The following is a 13,493-nucleotide window of genomic DNA, read 5'->3' as shown; positions in this document are numbered from 1 at the left end:
CTACACCCGCCCGGCCACCGGGATCAGCGCGCCGGTGACGCCGCTCGCGGCGTCGCTGGCGAGGAACAGGATGACCTCGGCAAGCTCCTGCGGCGTCACCCATTTGGTGAAGTCCGCCTTCGGCATGTCGGCGCGGTTGGCCGTGGTGTCGATGATCGACGGCAGCACCGCGTTCACCGTCACCTTGCCCTTCCACTCGCTGGCCAGCGCCTCGGTGAGGCGATGCACGCCGGCTTTCGACGCCGCATAGGGACCCATGCCATTGCCGGCCTGGAGCGCGCCCATGGCGCCGATGTTGATGATGCGTCCGGCGCTGGATGCGGCGAGATGCGGCAGCGCCGCGCGCGAGGCGTTGAGCGCGGTCAGCACGTTGAGTGCATACATGCGCTGCCACGTCTTGGTGTCGCCGTCGCCGACGGTCTCGAAGGCAAAGCCGCCGGCGATGTTGATCAGCGCATCGAGCCGGCCAAAGTGCTTCGCGGCAGCATCAACCGCGGTCTTCGCCTGCGCCGCGTCGGACAGATCGACGCCGCCGATCTCGATGCGCTCGGGCGTCGCTGGTACTTGCGAGGGCGCGTAATCGATGCCGGCGATCCGTGCGCCGCGAGACTGCGCGATCTCCGCAACCACTTTACCGAGAGCGCCGAGCGCGCCGGTGACGATCAGAACCTTGCCTTGCATTGTCGTTCTCCCGGCGCGGCCGCCTACGATTGCAGATAGCGCGCCTTCAGTGCGGTCCGCTCTGCTGTGCCGACCTTGAGCCCGTCGCGCAAGTAGGTTTCGAGGTCGCCATAGTCGCTGCCGACGGCTTCGAAAGCCGCCGCAAGGTACGAGGCCTCGACGGAGCCGATCGCGTCGAGCACGTCGGCGGGAAGATCGGAGGCGTTTGACGCATCGCGCCGGTAGTGCCGGTTGGTCAGGAGGTAGTCCTCGGCAATGACGTCGTCGGCAACGCCGAGCGCATGCAGGATCAGCGCGCTGGCAAAGCCGGTGCGGTCCTTGCCGGCGGTGCAGTGGATCACGAGCGGGGCGCGGTCTTCCAGCAGATGGCCGAACAGCGCGCGAAAGCTGTGCGTGTTGTAGCGGACATAGTTGCGATAGGACTCGCGCATCAGCTCCAGCGCAACCGGCGCCGTCAATGTGCCCCGGGCGAGCTCGGCGCGCAGCGCGGCAACAACCGTCGGCTCGATCGGCAGCGAGTGCACGGTGATCTCGTTCACGACGCAGACACCGGCCGCGCGCTCCTCCAGCCCGCGAAAGTCGAACGCGCTCCTGACGCCGAGCGCGCGGACGATTTCGATGTCATCGGCGGTGAGCTGACCGAGATGGTTGGAGCGGAAGATGTGCCGCCAGCGCGTGGTGCGGCCATCGATGGTCGGATAGCCACCAAGATCGCGGAAATTGCTGGCGCCTTGCAAGGCGAGGTGGCGGGCAGGGGGCTCTGACATCGGATATGCTTTTGTTATGTTGCCGGCGGATCATTACAGGGGGCGATCATGAACCGGCACAAGGCCATTGTCTTGGCGATCACCATGCTGGCGAGCGGAATCTTCGGCATGCGGCTGGCCGGTGCACAGACGTTCCAGACCTACCGCTGCGCCGATGGTACGCAGTTCATCGTCGGGTTTTATGACGCGGACAAGCGCGCCTTCCTCCAGATCGACGGCGAACCCGTCACGCTCGCCAAGCGGCTGACGGTCTCGGGCGCACGCTATTCGGGGGCGGGGGTCACGCTGAGGATAGGCAAGACGGGAGCGACCACCGTCAAGCATCTGAAACGGCCGGTCACGGCCTGCGCAATGGTCGAAAAGCCCGGGCTCTAGCCGCGCTGCCATCAAGAATCAAAAAGGGTCGAAACCTCATTGTTTCGACCCTCTTCAAACTGCTGCCGGTCGCTCCAGGGAGCGTCGCGGGATTGAACCAAACGCAGGCATTAGCGATCCCATTTCGGCTTGGCTTCGTCGACGGCCTCCTGGTGGTACCAGCTTCCGCTGCAGATCGTCTCGTTCACAGGAAGCGAGAGACGGTCGGCAGGAAGGCAGGCCTCACCGTAGCGGCGACCTCCGAGAGCCGCGCGGCCCCCGGCGGGGAATTGATAGATCTTTGCAGATCCCTCACTCAGACCATTGTTCATCATTGCGGTATCTCCTCGGGTCGAAGCGCTTGGCCTCCATGGTGCGCCTGACTCGTTCGATTGTGGTTACTGGAATCCCCATATCGGCCGCGCGCCCCGAAATGCAAAGTGCTGAAAAGGAAATCAGTTTCAGCTTATTTTCTAGGCAGCGTGCAATGCATCCTCCAAGGCACCAGCTTGGTGACTAACGCTTGGGCCATTGCGAAGGTTGCCGGCGATGGGGCGAAGACTTTGCGAAAATTGCCGGACGTTGATGCGCGTTTCATCGGCAACCTCCGGCACCGCCCGGCCTGCTCCAGAATCAGGCGTTTTCCGCGGGATTTTTGCAGTGCAGCTTCACGCAAAGGTGCGCCGCTATGACGCACGCCGCCCGGGACGGCCGGCCGCTCGCGGGGAGGGGGCGGCCGCGGTGGAAAACCTCCCGCAATGCGGCCTTTTGGCACGCTAAATGCTTGTAAACGGTCGGCCGATGGTGGCCGGGTACAAACGTGGGGGGCCCCCGGGCCCCCAACCTTTCGCATCATCTACAGAGAGGCTCAATGACCAAGTATAAGCTCGAGTACATCTGGCTCGACGGATATACGCCGACTCCGAACTTGCGCGGCAAAACTCAGATCAAGGAATTCGCGTCGTTCCCGACGCTCGAGCAGCTTCCGCTCTGGGGCTTCGATGGCTCCTCCACCCAGCAGGCCGAAGGCCACAGCTCCGATTGCGTGCTGAAGCCGGTCGCCGTCTTCCCGGACGCCGCGCGCACCAACGGCGTGCTCGTGATGTGCGAAGTCATGATGCCCGATGGCAAGACCCCGCACGCCTCCAACAAGCGCGCCACCATTCTCGACGACGCCGGCGCCTGGTTCGGCTTCGAGCAGGAATACTTCTTCTACAAGGACGGCCGTCCGCTCGGCTTCCCGACCTCCGGTTATCCGGCGCCGCAGGGCCCGTACTACACCGGCGTCGGCTTCTCGAACGTCGGCGACGTCGCCCGCAAGATCGTCGAAGAGCATCTCGACCTCTGCCTCGCGGCCGGCATCAACCATGAAGGCATCAACGCGGAAGTCGCGAAGGGCCAGTGGGAATTCCAGATCTTCGGCAAGGGCTCCAAGAAGGCCGCTGACGAAATGTGGATGGCCCGCTACCTGATGCTGCGCCTGACCGAGAAGTACGGCATCGACATCGAGTTCCACTGCAAGCCGCTCGGCGACACCGACTGGAACGGCTCCGGCATGCACGCCAACTTCTCGACCGAGTACATGCGCACGGTCGGCGGCAAGGAGTACTTCGAGGCGCTGATGGCCGCCTTCGACAAGAACCTGATGGACCACATCGCCGTCTACGGCCCGGACAACGACAAGCGTCTGACCGGCAAGCACGAGACCGCGCCGTGGAACAAGTTCAGCTACGGCGTTGCCGACCGCGGCGCTTCGATCCGCGTGCCGCACTCCTTCGTCAACAACGGCTACAAGGGCTATCTGGAAGACCGTCGCCCGAACTCGCAGGGCGACCCATACCAGATCGCTTCGCAGATCCTGAAGACGATCTCGTCCGTGCCGACCGAGAAGAAGGCGGTCGCCTAAGATCCTCCCGGCCCGGGCGAGGGGGCTGGCCCGGGTTGGCATTCAATCCGCCGGAGCTGAAAGGCTCCGGCGGATTTTTTGCATTTTGATGACGGCCGTTCCTGTGGTCCGCCGGCTGTGATGGCGTGAATTTTGTCCATCGTCATCGAAAGCGGGATAGACTGTGCCCGGATGTGCGCAGGGCCGGGGACGGCTGGTGTTTGAGGGTTTCTACAAGGTGCGGTTTCAGCTCGGCGACGCCGTTGGCCGGAGCGTGATGCATGCCGGCAATGGCAAGATGCTCGGCGGCAATTCGGCCTTCGCCCATATCGGCACCTACGAGAAGACCGATGACGGCGTCGACATCGTCATCAAGACCGTCCGCCACAACCCCGATCCGAACTACCGCGCCATGGCCGGCACCGATGACGCGACCTTGCTGGCGAAAGGCCGGGCCGACGGCGATCTCTATCGCTTCAAGGGCGAGCTGAAGGAGCTGCCGGGCGTGCCGTTCCAGTCGGTGATGTCGCCGATCACGGAGGACGAGGTGCCGATCGCCGGCGGCGTCGGCGAGGGCGGCATCGCCGATGGCCTCTATTCGATCCACCTGCGCATGCTCGACGGCGTCGACGGCGGCCTCACCGGCGTGATGCTGCTCAACCAGGGTCGCATTCTCGGCGGCGATGCCGCGTTCTACTATCTCGGCAGCTACACCGCCGCGAACGGCCGCTGGAAGGGCCAGATCCTCAATCAGGAGCACACGCCGGCCAAGGACGATCCGATCTTCGGCGGCCACGAGGTCGGCATCGGCTTCTCCGGCAGCTACGACGCGGAGCAGGCGGTGCTGGAGGCAACCGCGCTCGCCGGCAAGCGCAGCCTGCGCCTGACCGCAGCGCTCAAGCTGATGCACCGCGCCTGATCTCATCCGGGAAGACACATGGAAAAGACCATCCGCATGCTTTCGACGCTCGGCCTGATGGGCGCGATGCGCAGCCTGTCCACCGCCTTCGAGACCGCTAGCGGCATCCACGTCGAATCCGACTTCGCGCCGACCCTGGCGCTGCTCAAGCGGCTGCGCGACGGCGAGGCCGCCGATCTCGTCATCCTCACGCGCGAGGGGCTCGACGAGATGATCGGCGAGGGCCGCGTCGTCGCGGAGAGCGCGGCCGATCTCGCGCGCTCCTTCGTCGGCATTGCCGTGCGGGCAGGGCAGGCGCATCCCGACATTGCCACCGAAGCTGGGCTGCGCAAGACGCTGCTTGCGGCGCGGTCCGTCGCCTATTCGCGGCTGGGCGCCAGCGGCGTCTACTTCGCCCAGCTGATCGTCCGGATGGGGATCGCGGCCGAGATCAACGCCAAAGCCACCATCGTCGAACAGGGCTTTACCGCCGAGCGGCTCGTCAACGGCGAGGCGGACCTCGCCGTGCAGCAGATCAGCGAGCTGAAACAGGTCGACGGCATCGAAATCGTCGGCCCGGTCCCGCACGATTTGCAGACACCGGCCGTGTTCTCCGCCGGCCGCATGGCGAACGCGAAACAGGCCGACGCCGCGGACCGGTTGCTGCGCTACCTGGCTTCACCGGAGGTCGTGTCCGTTCTCCGTCAATCAGGACTCGAGCCTTGAATTTGCCGGGCCGGGAACGCAACGTGGTGCCCATGCGGACCTATCTTCTTGCCATTCTCCTTGCGCTTGCCGCGCCCCTCGCGGCGCATGCGCAATCCGCCGACCTCGTCCTGTGCGACCGGGTTGCGGCCGATCCCAGCGATCCCGACAAGCCGGCCGACGTGAAGGGCGTGGCGGAGGTCGCTGCCTCCGACGTCGCGACCGCCATCAAATTCTGCAGGCAGGCCGCGCCATCCTCGCGGCGCGCGATGTTCGAGCTCGGCCGCGCCTATGCCGCCGGCCGTCAGATGGCGGAGGCGATCGCCGCCTGGCGCAAGGCGGCCGACAAGGGATCGAGCGCGGCCATGGTCGAGCTCGGTGTGCTCTACGGCACGGGATCAGGCGTTGCAAAGGACGAAGCGCAGGCGCGAAAGCTGTTCGAGAAGGCGGCGCAGGCCGGCAATCCCCGCGGCGTCAGCAATCTTGCCGCGCTCGGCGGCGCCGGTGGCGCCGCGCCGGCCGATCCCGCGCAGGCTCGCGCACTGCTGGGCAAGGCCGCCGAGACCAACGCGGAGGCGCAGTATCAGCTCGGCCTGATGCTCTCCGAAGGCACGGGCGGTGCGAAGGACGACGTCGCGGCGCGCGCGCTGTTCGAGAAGGCGGCCGCGCAAAACCATCCCGGCGCGCTGGAGCGGATGGGCGCCTTCGCGCAGGAAGGTCGCGGCGGGCCGAAGGACAAGGACGCCGCGAAAGCCTATTACGAGCGCGCTGCAGCGCTCGGCGACGAGGACGCCAAGGCCGCGCTGGAGCGGCTGCGCTGCCCCTACGCGATCAAGGACAAGCAGGGCAAGCTCGTCACCACGCTGTGCTTCTAAAGCGCGCGATGAGATCGCGCTTTAGAATTATTGTTTGAGCATGATCCTTTCGGAAAACCGCTGCCCGCTTTTCCGGATCATGCTGTAGCTCACTTCATGTAGTAGGCGAGATTGTTGCGGGCGTCGCGATAGGTCGTCTCGAGAAAATCGGGATATTCCGCGGCGGCCTGCGCCACGGCGCGTACGACGCAGTCCCAGAAATCACCGTCCCATTTGAAATGGGCCTCGGCCGCGCCCTCGAATTTGACGGCGGTGATGATGGCCTGCCTGATCGCGTTGTCGTCGGCGCGAGGATGAGCTCGCTTCACATAGCCGAACATCGACCCCTCATGGGCATGGTCGCGGTCGTAACGATATTTCTCGGCCATCTGCTGCGGCGAGAGGGTGCGATTGATGCGGACCTCCTCGGCGGTCGGGCGCCCCTCGATCGAATCCAGTCGGTAGCGCCAGCGCCAGAGTTCGAACGCGGCATCGAGCAGCGGTTGCTTCGCCGCGCTGGCGATGAAGGCCTCGATCTGCTCTTCGGCGGATGGTTCGGTCCGGTTCATGCCCCTTTGTCGTGCGCGTGCGCCGACGGGTTCGACGCCGCCCTTGATCGAGCGCAAGGCTCCCGGGCACCGCGCCAGCGTACACTTGCTTCTCACGGGAAATGGAGACCTGCGATGAGGCTTCGGGGGTGGATGCTGGCGCTGGCCGGCTTTGGCGCGCTAACCGCCGTGGCAACGGCGCAGGACCTCAAATCGCCATCCTCGGACCAGTATGTGCCGCGCCTCGGCGACATCATGGGCGCCGCGCAGACGCGTCACCAGAAACTCTGGCTGGCCGGCAAGGCCCAGAACTGGGAGCTCGCGGCCTATGAGCTGCGCCAGCTCAAGGCCAGCCTGGTCGAGGCCGCCGTATTCTATTCAGGCATTCCCGTCGGTAATGTCACGACCTTGGAGCCATCGCTGCAATCGATGTCCGACGCGCTCACGGCGAAGGACGGCCGCAAATTCGCAAAGGCCCTTGGCGATTTGACCGAGGGCTGCAACACCTGCCACCGGTCGATGAAGCGCAACTTCGTCGTCATGAAGGTTCCTTCCGACCAGGCGCCATTCGCCAATCAGCAGTTTGCGCCGCCATCCAAGCCGTGACGGAACGGATTTCGCGCGCAGCGGGTTGAATCCGAAAACCCGACAGGAGGCGTGATCATGATCCGCAAACTGGCATCCGGCGAGTATCGCCTTTACTCACGCAAGGTGAATCCGAAGACCGGCAAGCGTCGCAACCTCGGCACCTTCAAGAGCCGCGCGGCGGCCGAGAAGCACGAGCGCGAGGTGCAATATTTCAAGCGTCACTAGCGCGCCGCGAGGCGGCCGGGACCACGCAGAACAAAAAAGTCGAAAAACAACCCCATGCACAGTAGCCGGGGCACTGAAATCGCAACGAAATCACGGATTGCGGATTTGGCGAATCTCGGTTGACCCGTCGGGCAAAACAGGGGCATGATGGCATCATGCAGCGGAGGGTCCGGCGAGCAGCCCTGCGCGCAAAAGCCGGATGGCCTTGGTGCGGCGGCGGTGCTAGGTAGCCTTCCGATTCCTTTCCGATTTTGCGGGTTCATTGCGTTGCTGGACGGACTCTACAAGGTTGAATACGGCGTCAACGATGCGTTCGGCCGCAGCATCATGTGCCTGCATGACGGCAAGATGCTGGGCGGCAATTCGGGCTTCGCGCATCTTGGCACCTATGTCGAGCGCGACGGCGAGATCATCGCCGAGGTCATCACCGAGCGGCATAATCTGGATCCGAACTACAAGCCGCTGATGGGCGCCGACGTCGCCTCGATCGGGGCACGCGGGAGGCTGCACGGCAACCAGATCCGTCTGGAGGGCGGCGCGGACACCATGCCGGGCGCAAAATTCTGGGCCAATCTCACCCGGCTCGACGACGAGGCGGTGCCTCCGAGCGGCGCGGTCGGCCCTGGCGGCATCGTCAACGGGCTCTATGGGATGAGCCTGCGCGCGCTTGACGGTGTCGATGCCGGACTCTCCGGCGTGATGCTGCTGATCGACGGCCGCATCCTCGGCGGCGATGCGTTCTTCTACTATCTCGGCTCCTATTCATCGGCCGACGGCCGCTGGAAGGGTGAGATGCTCAACCAGGAGCACACGCCGGCGAAAGGCGAAAATCCGGTGTTCGGCGGCTATGAGGTCGGGATTGGCTTCTCCGGGACTTGCACGGCGGATAGCGGCGAGCTCGAAGGCATCGCGCTCGCCGGCAAGCGCAGCCTGCGCCTTGCGGCCTCGCTCAAGCTGATGCGGCGGGCCTAGGGCGTGTCCTCATAAATTCGTCGCGTCCGCTTTGCTGTTGGAAGGCGACGTTGAATCCGATACGTCTGGATGTCGGCCGTGGGCCAACAGGCGACATCACGCCCTTCGTCGATCACAAGGGCATGCGTTGCGCATCAAGTTCGTTATGGGTCAACTCAGGCTCATCCGCCTCGCGCGTCGCGTACCGCCTGCGCGACTTTCGTCGCCTGCGACACTCGTCCGATCTTTGCGCCTGCAATGGTCTTTCTTCGGCGTGTGCTTGCCTTCGGCACCATGCCTTCGTTCGCGGTGGCTCCGGCTGGGGGATAAATCGTGAAGTTCGCCGCTCGATGCAGCGCGAGAGCCTTTCGAGCCGCTTCGACATGCGCGGTCCGAGCTGCCAGGTTGTGAAGACGCCGAAGCTCGTTGTTCAACCGCTTCAGCGCCGCGGCGAAGACTTGCTTGCGTTCTGATGCATGCTCGGCGGTTCCTGGAAAGCTGGCTCCGCGAGCCTCGGCTTTTCCGCGCCCCTGTCGCTGCCTTTGTCGGCCGAGCGTTCGCTCCTTATTGCGCATCTTGCGCAAGCGGGGTCGCATGGCCTCAAGCTCAGCGATTTCGACGTCATAGATGGCAGGATGGTGCGTGAGGCGGATCGTCTCATATTCTTCGTGGCTGAGGAGGCTGCGTTCGAACTTGCAGGGGACCGACATTCTCATCCCTCCATTTGATTCCTTGAAATTCAGGCAGAACGGGACTCATCCAGGTCGACGATTTTCTCAATAATCAAGCCGCACCCACCAACAATTATCGGCCCGGTGCGCCCGCGGCGCTCAACTACTGTCTGCCCTGCCGCGAGCGTCCGAATGCATGGCGCGGATTGACCCCGCAGGACGCATGTGTGCCGGAGGCAGCCGTCCTGCACTGCTGGAGAGTCGAGAACTGGCAGTTGCCGGGATGGCCCCAGCGGCGGCCTTGTAGGCAGTAGCGATCTGCGACCGCGGGCGAGAGTGATCCGACTGTGACCAAGATCAAAATGGTGGAGACCGCAGCAAACAGAATACGGCACATCGGAGTCCTCCTGTACTCGTTGGGTGAGTGCTCACCTGTGCTCCACTGGGTTGGAAAGGCACCGGGACCAAGGTCGACTGTAGCTTCAGCGTTCCGGATGATCATCCGATCAAACCCGTAGAGTTCGCAGTGAATTTCCCGAGATCCTGCGTCGGTGCGGAGTTTTCATGCCGGAGGGCCGGTTGGGGTCAAAAGCGCCGTTTGGAAGGTCGGCCAGTTGCTTTCTCTCTACCCCGATAAGCGAACAATTTCGGCGCTAGCTGCGGAGATCTGCTATTTGATCACCTCGTCGGCGCTTGCACTCGACATCTGCGTCGCAGGGGAATGAAAGCAGCCCGCTCCGCATTGGGGCAAAGCCGGACATCAACCGGCGGACATTCAATTGTGCTCAATTTGCCCGCCAACTCGCTGAGCCGAGAGTAGCCTCGAGAGAGGCTTCAATGATCCTTCCCGTAAGGGATGCCTGCCAGATCACGAACAGGGCATCGCGGCGGGACTAAAATGCCTCGCGCTGACCATGATTTCGAGCGTATATTTGCCAAATCTGGGTGATGGCAGGGCAGTTGCAGTGACGGCTCAGTCCCACAAGACCGCAGAAGAGGAGTACGAGGAGCAAGTTCGCATCCTCGTCCGTATCGTTTCATGCTGCACATTGGGGCTTTTCGCTTTCGCTGCGGGCCTGCTGATTGGGACCTTTCTGTTCTCGTGATCGAAGATGAATGACCGGCCTCCGGGCGCGGTTCTGTTTGGCTTGGGCTTCACGAAAGTTACAAGTCTCGCTTTGCCATGGATTTCGCATGATCACGTGCATGCCGTTGGACGACAACGGCTTGATCCATGTCGTCAAGTGTCAGCTATCGCAACATGCATCCTTCGAAGGGGCGACATTGCCGGGCTGCAATATCCTAACTCAGCCTCAATGTCCTTGAGGGTCAAGAAGCCGACATCGGGCCAACGGCCGTAGTACGTCGGATATGGGTCATAAGCCGGCGATGATGACCAAGCGGGGCGACGTCCGCTTTATCTTCGGAAGCCGACGGTCATGAGTACTCGCCCTAGCGCCTCGTCACGGAGCCGGACACGCCGCCCCGGTCTTCACCCAGGCATCGACCAGCGCGCCGGCAAGCGCAGCCTGCGGCTGGCGGCTTCGGCTCAAGCTGATGCGGCGGGCGTAGGGCGGGTACTCATAAATTCGTCGCGTCTGCTTTGCTGTTGGAAGGCGACGTTGTCGGCGATGGGCCACTTGCAGACATGGCGACGGCGCGCGTGCTCGAGGTCAATCGGATACGTGTACTTCCGAATTGCCCGATTGCGCGTAGCCTCCGTCGGCGCGTCGAGAGGCTCGGTAGCGGCCTGGCGAATGTCCGTGATGCCGGTGAAACAGCTTCGAAAACGCCGCCGCTGTCTCGTAGCCAACCCGGCTGGCAATCCGCGCGATGGGCTCATCGCTTGTTTCGAGCAGAAACGCCGCCTCGGCCATTCGGCGTTCGATCACATAACGGTGCATGGACTGGCCGACGAGCCTGGTAAAGCGCGCCGAAAATGCCGAGCGGCCGAGCCCGACGCGACGGCCAAGGTCGCTCAGCGTCCAGAGCTGCTCCGGACTTTCGTGAATTAGCTTCAGCGCCGGTCCGATATGGGGATCAGAAATGGCCCCGATCCAGCCGCCTTGTCCGGGACTGAGCGACGCGATCCAGCTTCGCAGCACCTCGACAAAGAGCACTTCCGTCAGTCGTGAAAGCGCGACGCCTTGGCCAGGACGCTCGAGCGCGGACTCGCTCATCATGCGGCGCAGGATGGCTTCAAGCCAACCACGGTCCGCCGTCGGCTTCAGCAAGAGCACGGGTGGAAGCAACTCCAGCACGCTGCCAAACATCGGCCGCGACACGGTGAAATTGCCGCAGAGCATGGTCGAGAGCGGCTTTGCACGGCTGCCGTGACGAAGGAATCCGAGGCGTGGCGACGACCGTTCGATATCCGCGATGCGCAAAGGCTCGGCCCGGCGATCCGAATAAAATACATGGGGCTCGCCGCGCGTGATCACGACGAAATCGCCCTCGGTCATCTGGATTTCCTCTCCCTGTTCGAGCGCGAGGGTCGCCGAACCCTGGCTGAGATAGTGAAACAGGGCGTAGGGGCGCGCCGGCAACTCAAGATGCCAGGGATGGCCGAGCTCGAAGTGAAAGAGCAGCGTCCCGCCGAGACGAACCCGATCGAGCACCTGGGTGAGGATGTCCATGCGGTCCAGATTAGACCGGTGGACGATCGGACACAACATGCGGACGATTGATCCCTATCGTCCGAAATGCCCGCAGAATAGATCATGTCGCAGCGGGCCGACGGTAGGTGCGGCAACCATTTCGCCGACGGCAGATGGAAGAACCGCGACCTTGCTGGAAACGCCTGTCCATCCCCCCGGACTGATTTCGTCCGACACGCCAACAGGAACATTCAATGCGAAGTATCCTTCTCTCAGCCGCCACTGTACTCTTGGCCGGATCGACGTTGGTCGGCTCCGCCCAATCCGCCGAACTGCCCAAGGGAGCAGCGCACAACATCGTGCTCGTGCACGGCGCTTTCGTGGACCAGACGAGCTGGCAGCCGGTTGCCGATATTCTCACGAAGAAAGGCTACAACGTCACGCTCGTGGAAAATCCGCTCACCTCGCTCGTCGCTGACGTCGATGCCACCAAGCAGGCGCTGGCGAGACAGGACGGCAGGACCGTTCTGGTCGGCCACTCCTGGGGCGGTATGGTGATCACGCAAGCCGGCAACGATCCCAAGGTTTCGGCGCTGGTCTATGTGTCCGCCTTCGCGCCGGAGGTCGGCGAATCCCTGGCGTCGCTGGCAAAGGCCGGCCCGCCGACCGAAGGCGGCAACGCGATCCATCCCGACGCGAAGGGCAATCTGTACATCGATCCCAAGATTTTTCCGTCGGCCGTCGCGGCTGACCTTCCTCCGGAGATCGCTGAGCACCTGGCCAACTCGCAGCTTCCGTTGAATCACGTTGCGTTCGAAGCCCCCGTCAGCATTGCGGCCTGGCACGACAAGCCGACGTTCGATGTCATCACCACGAAGGACAAAGTCATCGCGCCCGAGGCCCAGAAATTCTTCGCGACAAGGATGAAGGCTCAGACGACGGAAGTCGCCGGTAGCCATGCCTCGCTTGTCGTGCATGCGAAGGTGGTCGCTGAGGTGATCGAAAAGGCCGCGCTCGTGAAGTGACGGTACGACTCCCGGCGCAGTCGCGCCGGGAGCGCCCACGCTCGCAGAGCGCCTGCAAGGGCGACGGCGCGAGTCGGCCAAGCCGCAGGAGCGCCAGCGATATCCTGAAGGAAGGTTTCGATCGCCGCGCTACCCGGCGCGTTCCGATGCGATCGAGCCACTTCATCCATGACAGTTGGTACGGAAGATAAGATGAAAATCCAAAAAGTCGAAGTTGAGCGCTTCAGCCTCACGAGTTCAAAGCCGTTCGACGCCGTCGTGGCTGCGCTCAAGTCGGCGATCGGTCAGCCTGACATTGTCGAATTTTTCAGGGCGACGAGGGCCACAGAATCCTTCCCGGATTTAAAGCGCATTGTACAGAGCGGCCTGGGTCGCACCGACCTTATGCTCTTCGCTGAGTTCGACTTGGGCGACATCTTGCGTCGGGAAAATGGATCCAGGACGCCGAGGATCATACGGCTTGTGGTCGGAAATCCACTCATCATGAAAGAAATGGTCAAGCACGTGCCCGACGCCGGATCTTACGCTCCGGTCACAGTGCTCATTGATGAGCGTGCCGACGGCGTGCACGTCTCCTATGATAAAATGGAGAGTTATCTGCGGCATTATGGCAGTTCGGAAGCCCTTGCCGTCGCCCAAAATCTCGATGCGAAAATCACCGCTTTGCTACGCGAATGTGCAGGCTGAAACGTTTTGATGACGTCTTTGGCTGATGGAAGTGAGTAATTCATACCAATCGCGGAA

General features: G+C 63.1%; 17 protein-coding genes. 10 read left to right on the top strand and 7 right to left on the bottom strand.

Annotated features, from left to right (window positions below; genetic code table 11):
- Both EI171_RS26860 and EI171_RS26855 read right to left on the bottom strand, forming a co-directional pair.
- Complete coding sequence (locus tag EI171_RS26860; RefSeq protein WP_161535138.1) at positions 1-681, bottom strand: SDR family oxidoreductase; 681 nt, start codon at positions 679-681, stop codon at positions 1-3.
- Positions 682-704: 23 nt separating this feature from the next.
- Positions 705-1,448 carry a tyrosine-protein phosphatase gene (locus EI171_RS26855; RefSeq protein WP_161535137.1) on the bottom strand — a complete coding sequence of 248 codons (744 nt, stop codon included), beginning with the start codon at positions 1,446-1,448 and terminating at the stop codon, positions 705-707.
- Between the two features lie 48 nt (positions 1,449-1,496).
- Between EI171_RS26855 and EI171_RS26850 the strand changes: the two genes are divergently transcribed.
- A complete protein-coding gene (locus tag EI171_RS26850; protein WP_161535136.1) occupies positions 1,497-1,823 on the top strand; it encodes an MliC family protein in 327 nt (108 codons plus the stop codon).
- A 110-nt stretch (positions 1,824-1,933) separates the two neighbouring features.
- Here EI171_RS26850 and EI171_RS26845 read toward each other — a convergent pair whose 3' ends face one another.
- On the bottom strand, positions 1,934-2,137 hold the full coding sequence (locus EI171_RS26845; RefSeq protein WP_161535135.1) for a DUF2735 domain-containing protein: 204 nt from the start codon (positions 2,135-2,137) through the stop codon (positions 1,934-1,936).
- A gap of 536 nt (positions 2,138-2,673) precedes the next feature.
- Here EI171_RS26845 and EI171_RS26840 point away from each other — a divergent pair.
- From EI171_RS26840 to EI171_RS26825, 4 genes are all read left to right on the top strand, one after another.
- Positions 2,674-3,708 carry a glutamine synthetase beta-grasp domain-containing protein gene (locus EI171_RS26840; RefSeq protein ID WP_011086942.1) on the top strand — a complete coding sequence of 345 codons (1,035 nt, stop codon included), beginning with the start codon at positions 2,674-2,676 and terminating at the stop codon, positions 3,706-3,708.
- A gap of 196 nt (positions 3,709-3,904) precedes the next feature.
- On the top strand, positions 3,905-4,606 hold the full coding sequence (locus tag EI171_RS26835) for a GrlR family regulatory protein (protein WP_161535134.1): 702 nt from the start codon (positions 3,905-3,907) through the stop codon (positions 4,604-4,606).
- An 18-nt stretch (positions 4,607-4,624) separates the two neighbouring features.
- Entirely contained in the window at positions 4,625-5,311 is a 687-nt protein-coding gene (locus tag EI171_RS26830; protein WP_161535133.1) for a substrate-binding domain-containing protein, read from the top strand.
- A gap of 32 nt (positions 5,312-5,343) precedes the next feature.
- On the top strand, positions 5,344-6,165 hold the full coding sequence (locus tag EI171_RS26825) for a tetratricopeptide repeat protein (RefSeq protein ID WP_161535132.1): 822 nt from the start codon (positions 5,344-5,346) through the stop codon (positions 6,163-6,165).
- A gap of 89 nt (positions 6,166-6,254) precedes the next feature.
- Here the strand turns inward: EI171_RS26825 and EI171_RS26820 are convergent, their stop codons facing one another.
- Entirely contained in the window at positions 6,255-6,713 is a 459-nt protein-coding gene (locus tag EI171_RS26820) for a hypothetical protein (RefSeq protein ID WP_028171146.1), read from the bottom strand.
- A 114-nt stretch (positions 6,714-6,827) separates the two neighbouring features.
- Here EI171_RS26820 and EI171_RS26815 point away from each other — a divergent pair, with 114 nt between their 5' ends.
- The 3 genes from EI171_RS26815 to EI171_RS26810 all read left to right on the top strand — a co-directional run bounded on the left by EI171_RS26815 (position 6,828) and on the right by EI171_RS26810 (position 8,477).
- Positions 6,828-7,298 carry a hypothetical protein gene (locus EI171_RS26815; protein WP_161535131.1) on the top strand — a complete coding sequence of 157 codons (471 nt, stop codon included), beginning with the start codon at positions 6,828-6,830 and terminating at the stop codon, positions 7,296-7,298.
- A 57-nt stretch (positions 7,299-7,355) separates the two neighbouring features.
- Positions 7,356-7,505 carry a hypothetical protein gene (locus EI171_RS44955; protein WP_007609497.1) on the top strand — a complete coding sequence of 50 codons (150 nt, stop codon included), beginning with the start codon at positions 7,356-7,358 and terminating at the stop codon, positions 7,503-7,505.
- Between the two features lie 267 nt (positions 7,506-7,772).
- Positions 7,773-8,477 (top strand): hypothetical protein, encoded by a 705-nt coding sequence (locus EI171_RS26810; protein WP_028171147.1) that lies wholly within the window; start codon positions 7,773-7,775, stop codon positions 8,475-8,477.
- A gap of 161 nt (positions 8,478-8,638) precedes the next feature.
- On the opposite strand, the gene EI171_RS26805 is transcribed toward EI171_RS26810, so the two are convergent.
- The 3 genes from EI171_RS26805 to EI171_RS26795 all read right to left on the bottom strand — a co-directional run bounded on the left by EI171_RS26805 (position 8,639) and on the right by EI171_RS26795 (position 11,763).
- Entirely contained in the window at positions 8,639-9,166 is a 528-nt protein-coding gene (locus EI171_RS26805; RefSeq protein WP_039184394.1) for a hypothetical protein, read from the bottom strand.
- 124 nt (positions 9,167-9,290) lie between these two features.
- On the bottom strand, positions 9,291-9,524 hold the full coding sequence (locus tag EI171_RS26800) for a DUF3551 domain-containing protein (RefSeq protein ID WP_074077712.1): 234 nt from the start codon (positions 9,522-9,524) through the stop codon (positions 9,291-9,293).
- A 1,276-nt stretch (positions 9,525-10,800) separates the two neighbouring features.
- On the bottom strand, positions 10,801-11,763 hold the full coding sequence (locus tag EI171_RS26795; protein ID WP_028171150.1) for an AraC family transcriptional regulator: 963 nt from the start codon (positions 11,761-11,763) through the stop codon (positions 10,801-10,803).
- A 215-nt stretch (positions 11,764-11,978) separates the two neighbouring features.
- On the opposite strand from EI171_RS26795, the gene EI171_RS26790 reads away from it, so the two are divergent.
- Both EI171_RS26790 and EI171_RS26785 read left to right on the top strand, forming a co-directional pair.
- On the top strand, positions 11,979-12,749 hold the full coding sequence (locus EI171_RS26790; RefSeq protein WP_161535130.1) for an alpha/beta hydrolase: 771 nt from the start codon (positions 11,979-11,981) through the stop codon (positions 12,747-12,749).
- Positions 12,750-12,941: 192 nt separating this feature from the next.
- The gene (locus tag EI171_RS26785; RefSeq protein ID WP_028171152.1) at positions 12,942-13,436 is read left to right on the top strand and encodes a DUF302 domain-containing protein; all 495 of its coding nucleotides are present in this window, start codon (positions 12,942-12,944) and stop codon (positions 13,434-13,436) included.
- Positions 13,437-13,493: the final 57 nt, after the last annotated feature.

This window comes from Bradyrhizobium sp. LCT2 (assembly GCF_009931255.1).
Lineage (GTDB): Bacteria > Pseudomonadota > Alphaproteobacteria > Rhizobiales > Xanthobacteraceae > Bradyrhizobium > Bradyrhizobium diazoefficiens.
This window is presented reverse-complemented; position numbering and strand designations above follow the sequence as displayed.

Bases quoted from the DNA above. Each gene is read 5' to 3' on its own strand.
- EI171_RS26840 (WP_011086942.1), top strand. From the start codon at position 2,674: ATGACCAAGTATAAGCTCGAGTACATCTGGCTCGACGGATATACGCCG.
- EI171_RS26850 (WP_161535136.1), top strand. From the start codon at position 1,497: ATGAACCGGCACAAGGCCATTGTCTTGGCGATCACCATGCTGGCGAGC.
- EI171_RS26800 (WP_074077712.1), bottom strand. From the start codon at position 9,524: ATGTGCCGTATTCTGTTTGCTGCGGTCTCCACCATTTTGATCTTGGTC.
- EI171_RS44955 (WP_007609497.1), top strand. From the start codon at position 7,356: ATGATCCGCAAACTGGCATCCGGCGAGTATCGCCTTTACTCACGCAAG.
- EI171_RS26785 (WP_028171152.1), top strand. From the start codon at position 12,942: ATGAAAATCCAAAAAGTCGAAGTTGAGCGCTTCAGCCTCACGAGTTCA.
- EI171_RS26790 (WP_161535130.1), top strand. From the start codon at position 11,979: ATGCGAAGTATCCTTCTCTCAGCCGCCACTGTACTCTTGGCCGGATCG.
- EI171_RS26805 (WP_039184394.1), bottom strand. From the start codon at position 9,166: ATGTCGGTCCCCTGCAAGTTCGAACGCAGCCTCCTCAGCCACGAAGAA.
- EI171_RS26795 (WP_028171150.1), bottom strand. From the start codon at position 11,763: ATGGACATCCTCACCCAGGTGCTCGATCGGGTTCGTCTCGGCGGGACG.
- EI171_RS26860 (WP_161535138.1), bottom strand. From the start codon at position 681: ATGCAAGGCAAGGTTCTGATCGTCACCGGCGCGCTCGGCGCTCTCGGT.
- EI171_RS26855 (WP_161535137.1), bottom strand. From the start codon at position 1,448: ATGTCAGAGCCCCCTGCCCGCCACCTCGCCTTGCAAGGCGCCAGCAAT.
- EI171_RS26820 (WP_028171146.1), bottom strand. From the start codon at position 6,713: ATGAACCGGACCGAACCATCCGCCGAAGAGCAGATCGAGGCCTTCATC.
- EI171_RS26830 (WP_161535133.1), top strand. From the start codon at position 4,625: ATGGAAAAGACCATCCGCATGCTTTCGACGCTCGGCCTGATGGGCGCG.
- EI171_RS26825 (WP_161535132.1), top strand. From the start codon at position 5,344: ATGCGGACCTATCTTCTTGCCATTCTCCTTGCGCTTGCCGCGCCCCTC.
- EI171_RS26815 (WP_161535131.1), top strand. From the start codon at position 6,828: ATGAGGCTTCGGGGGTGGATGCTGGCGCTGGCCGGCTTTGGCGCGCTA.
- EI171_RS26845 (WP_161535135.1), bottom strand. From the start codon at position 2,137: ATGATGAACAATGGTCTGAGTGAGGGATCTGCAAAGATCTATCAATTC.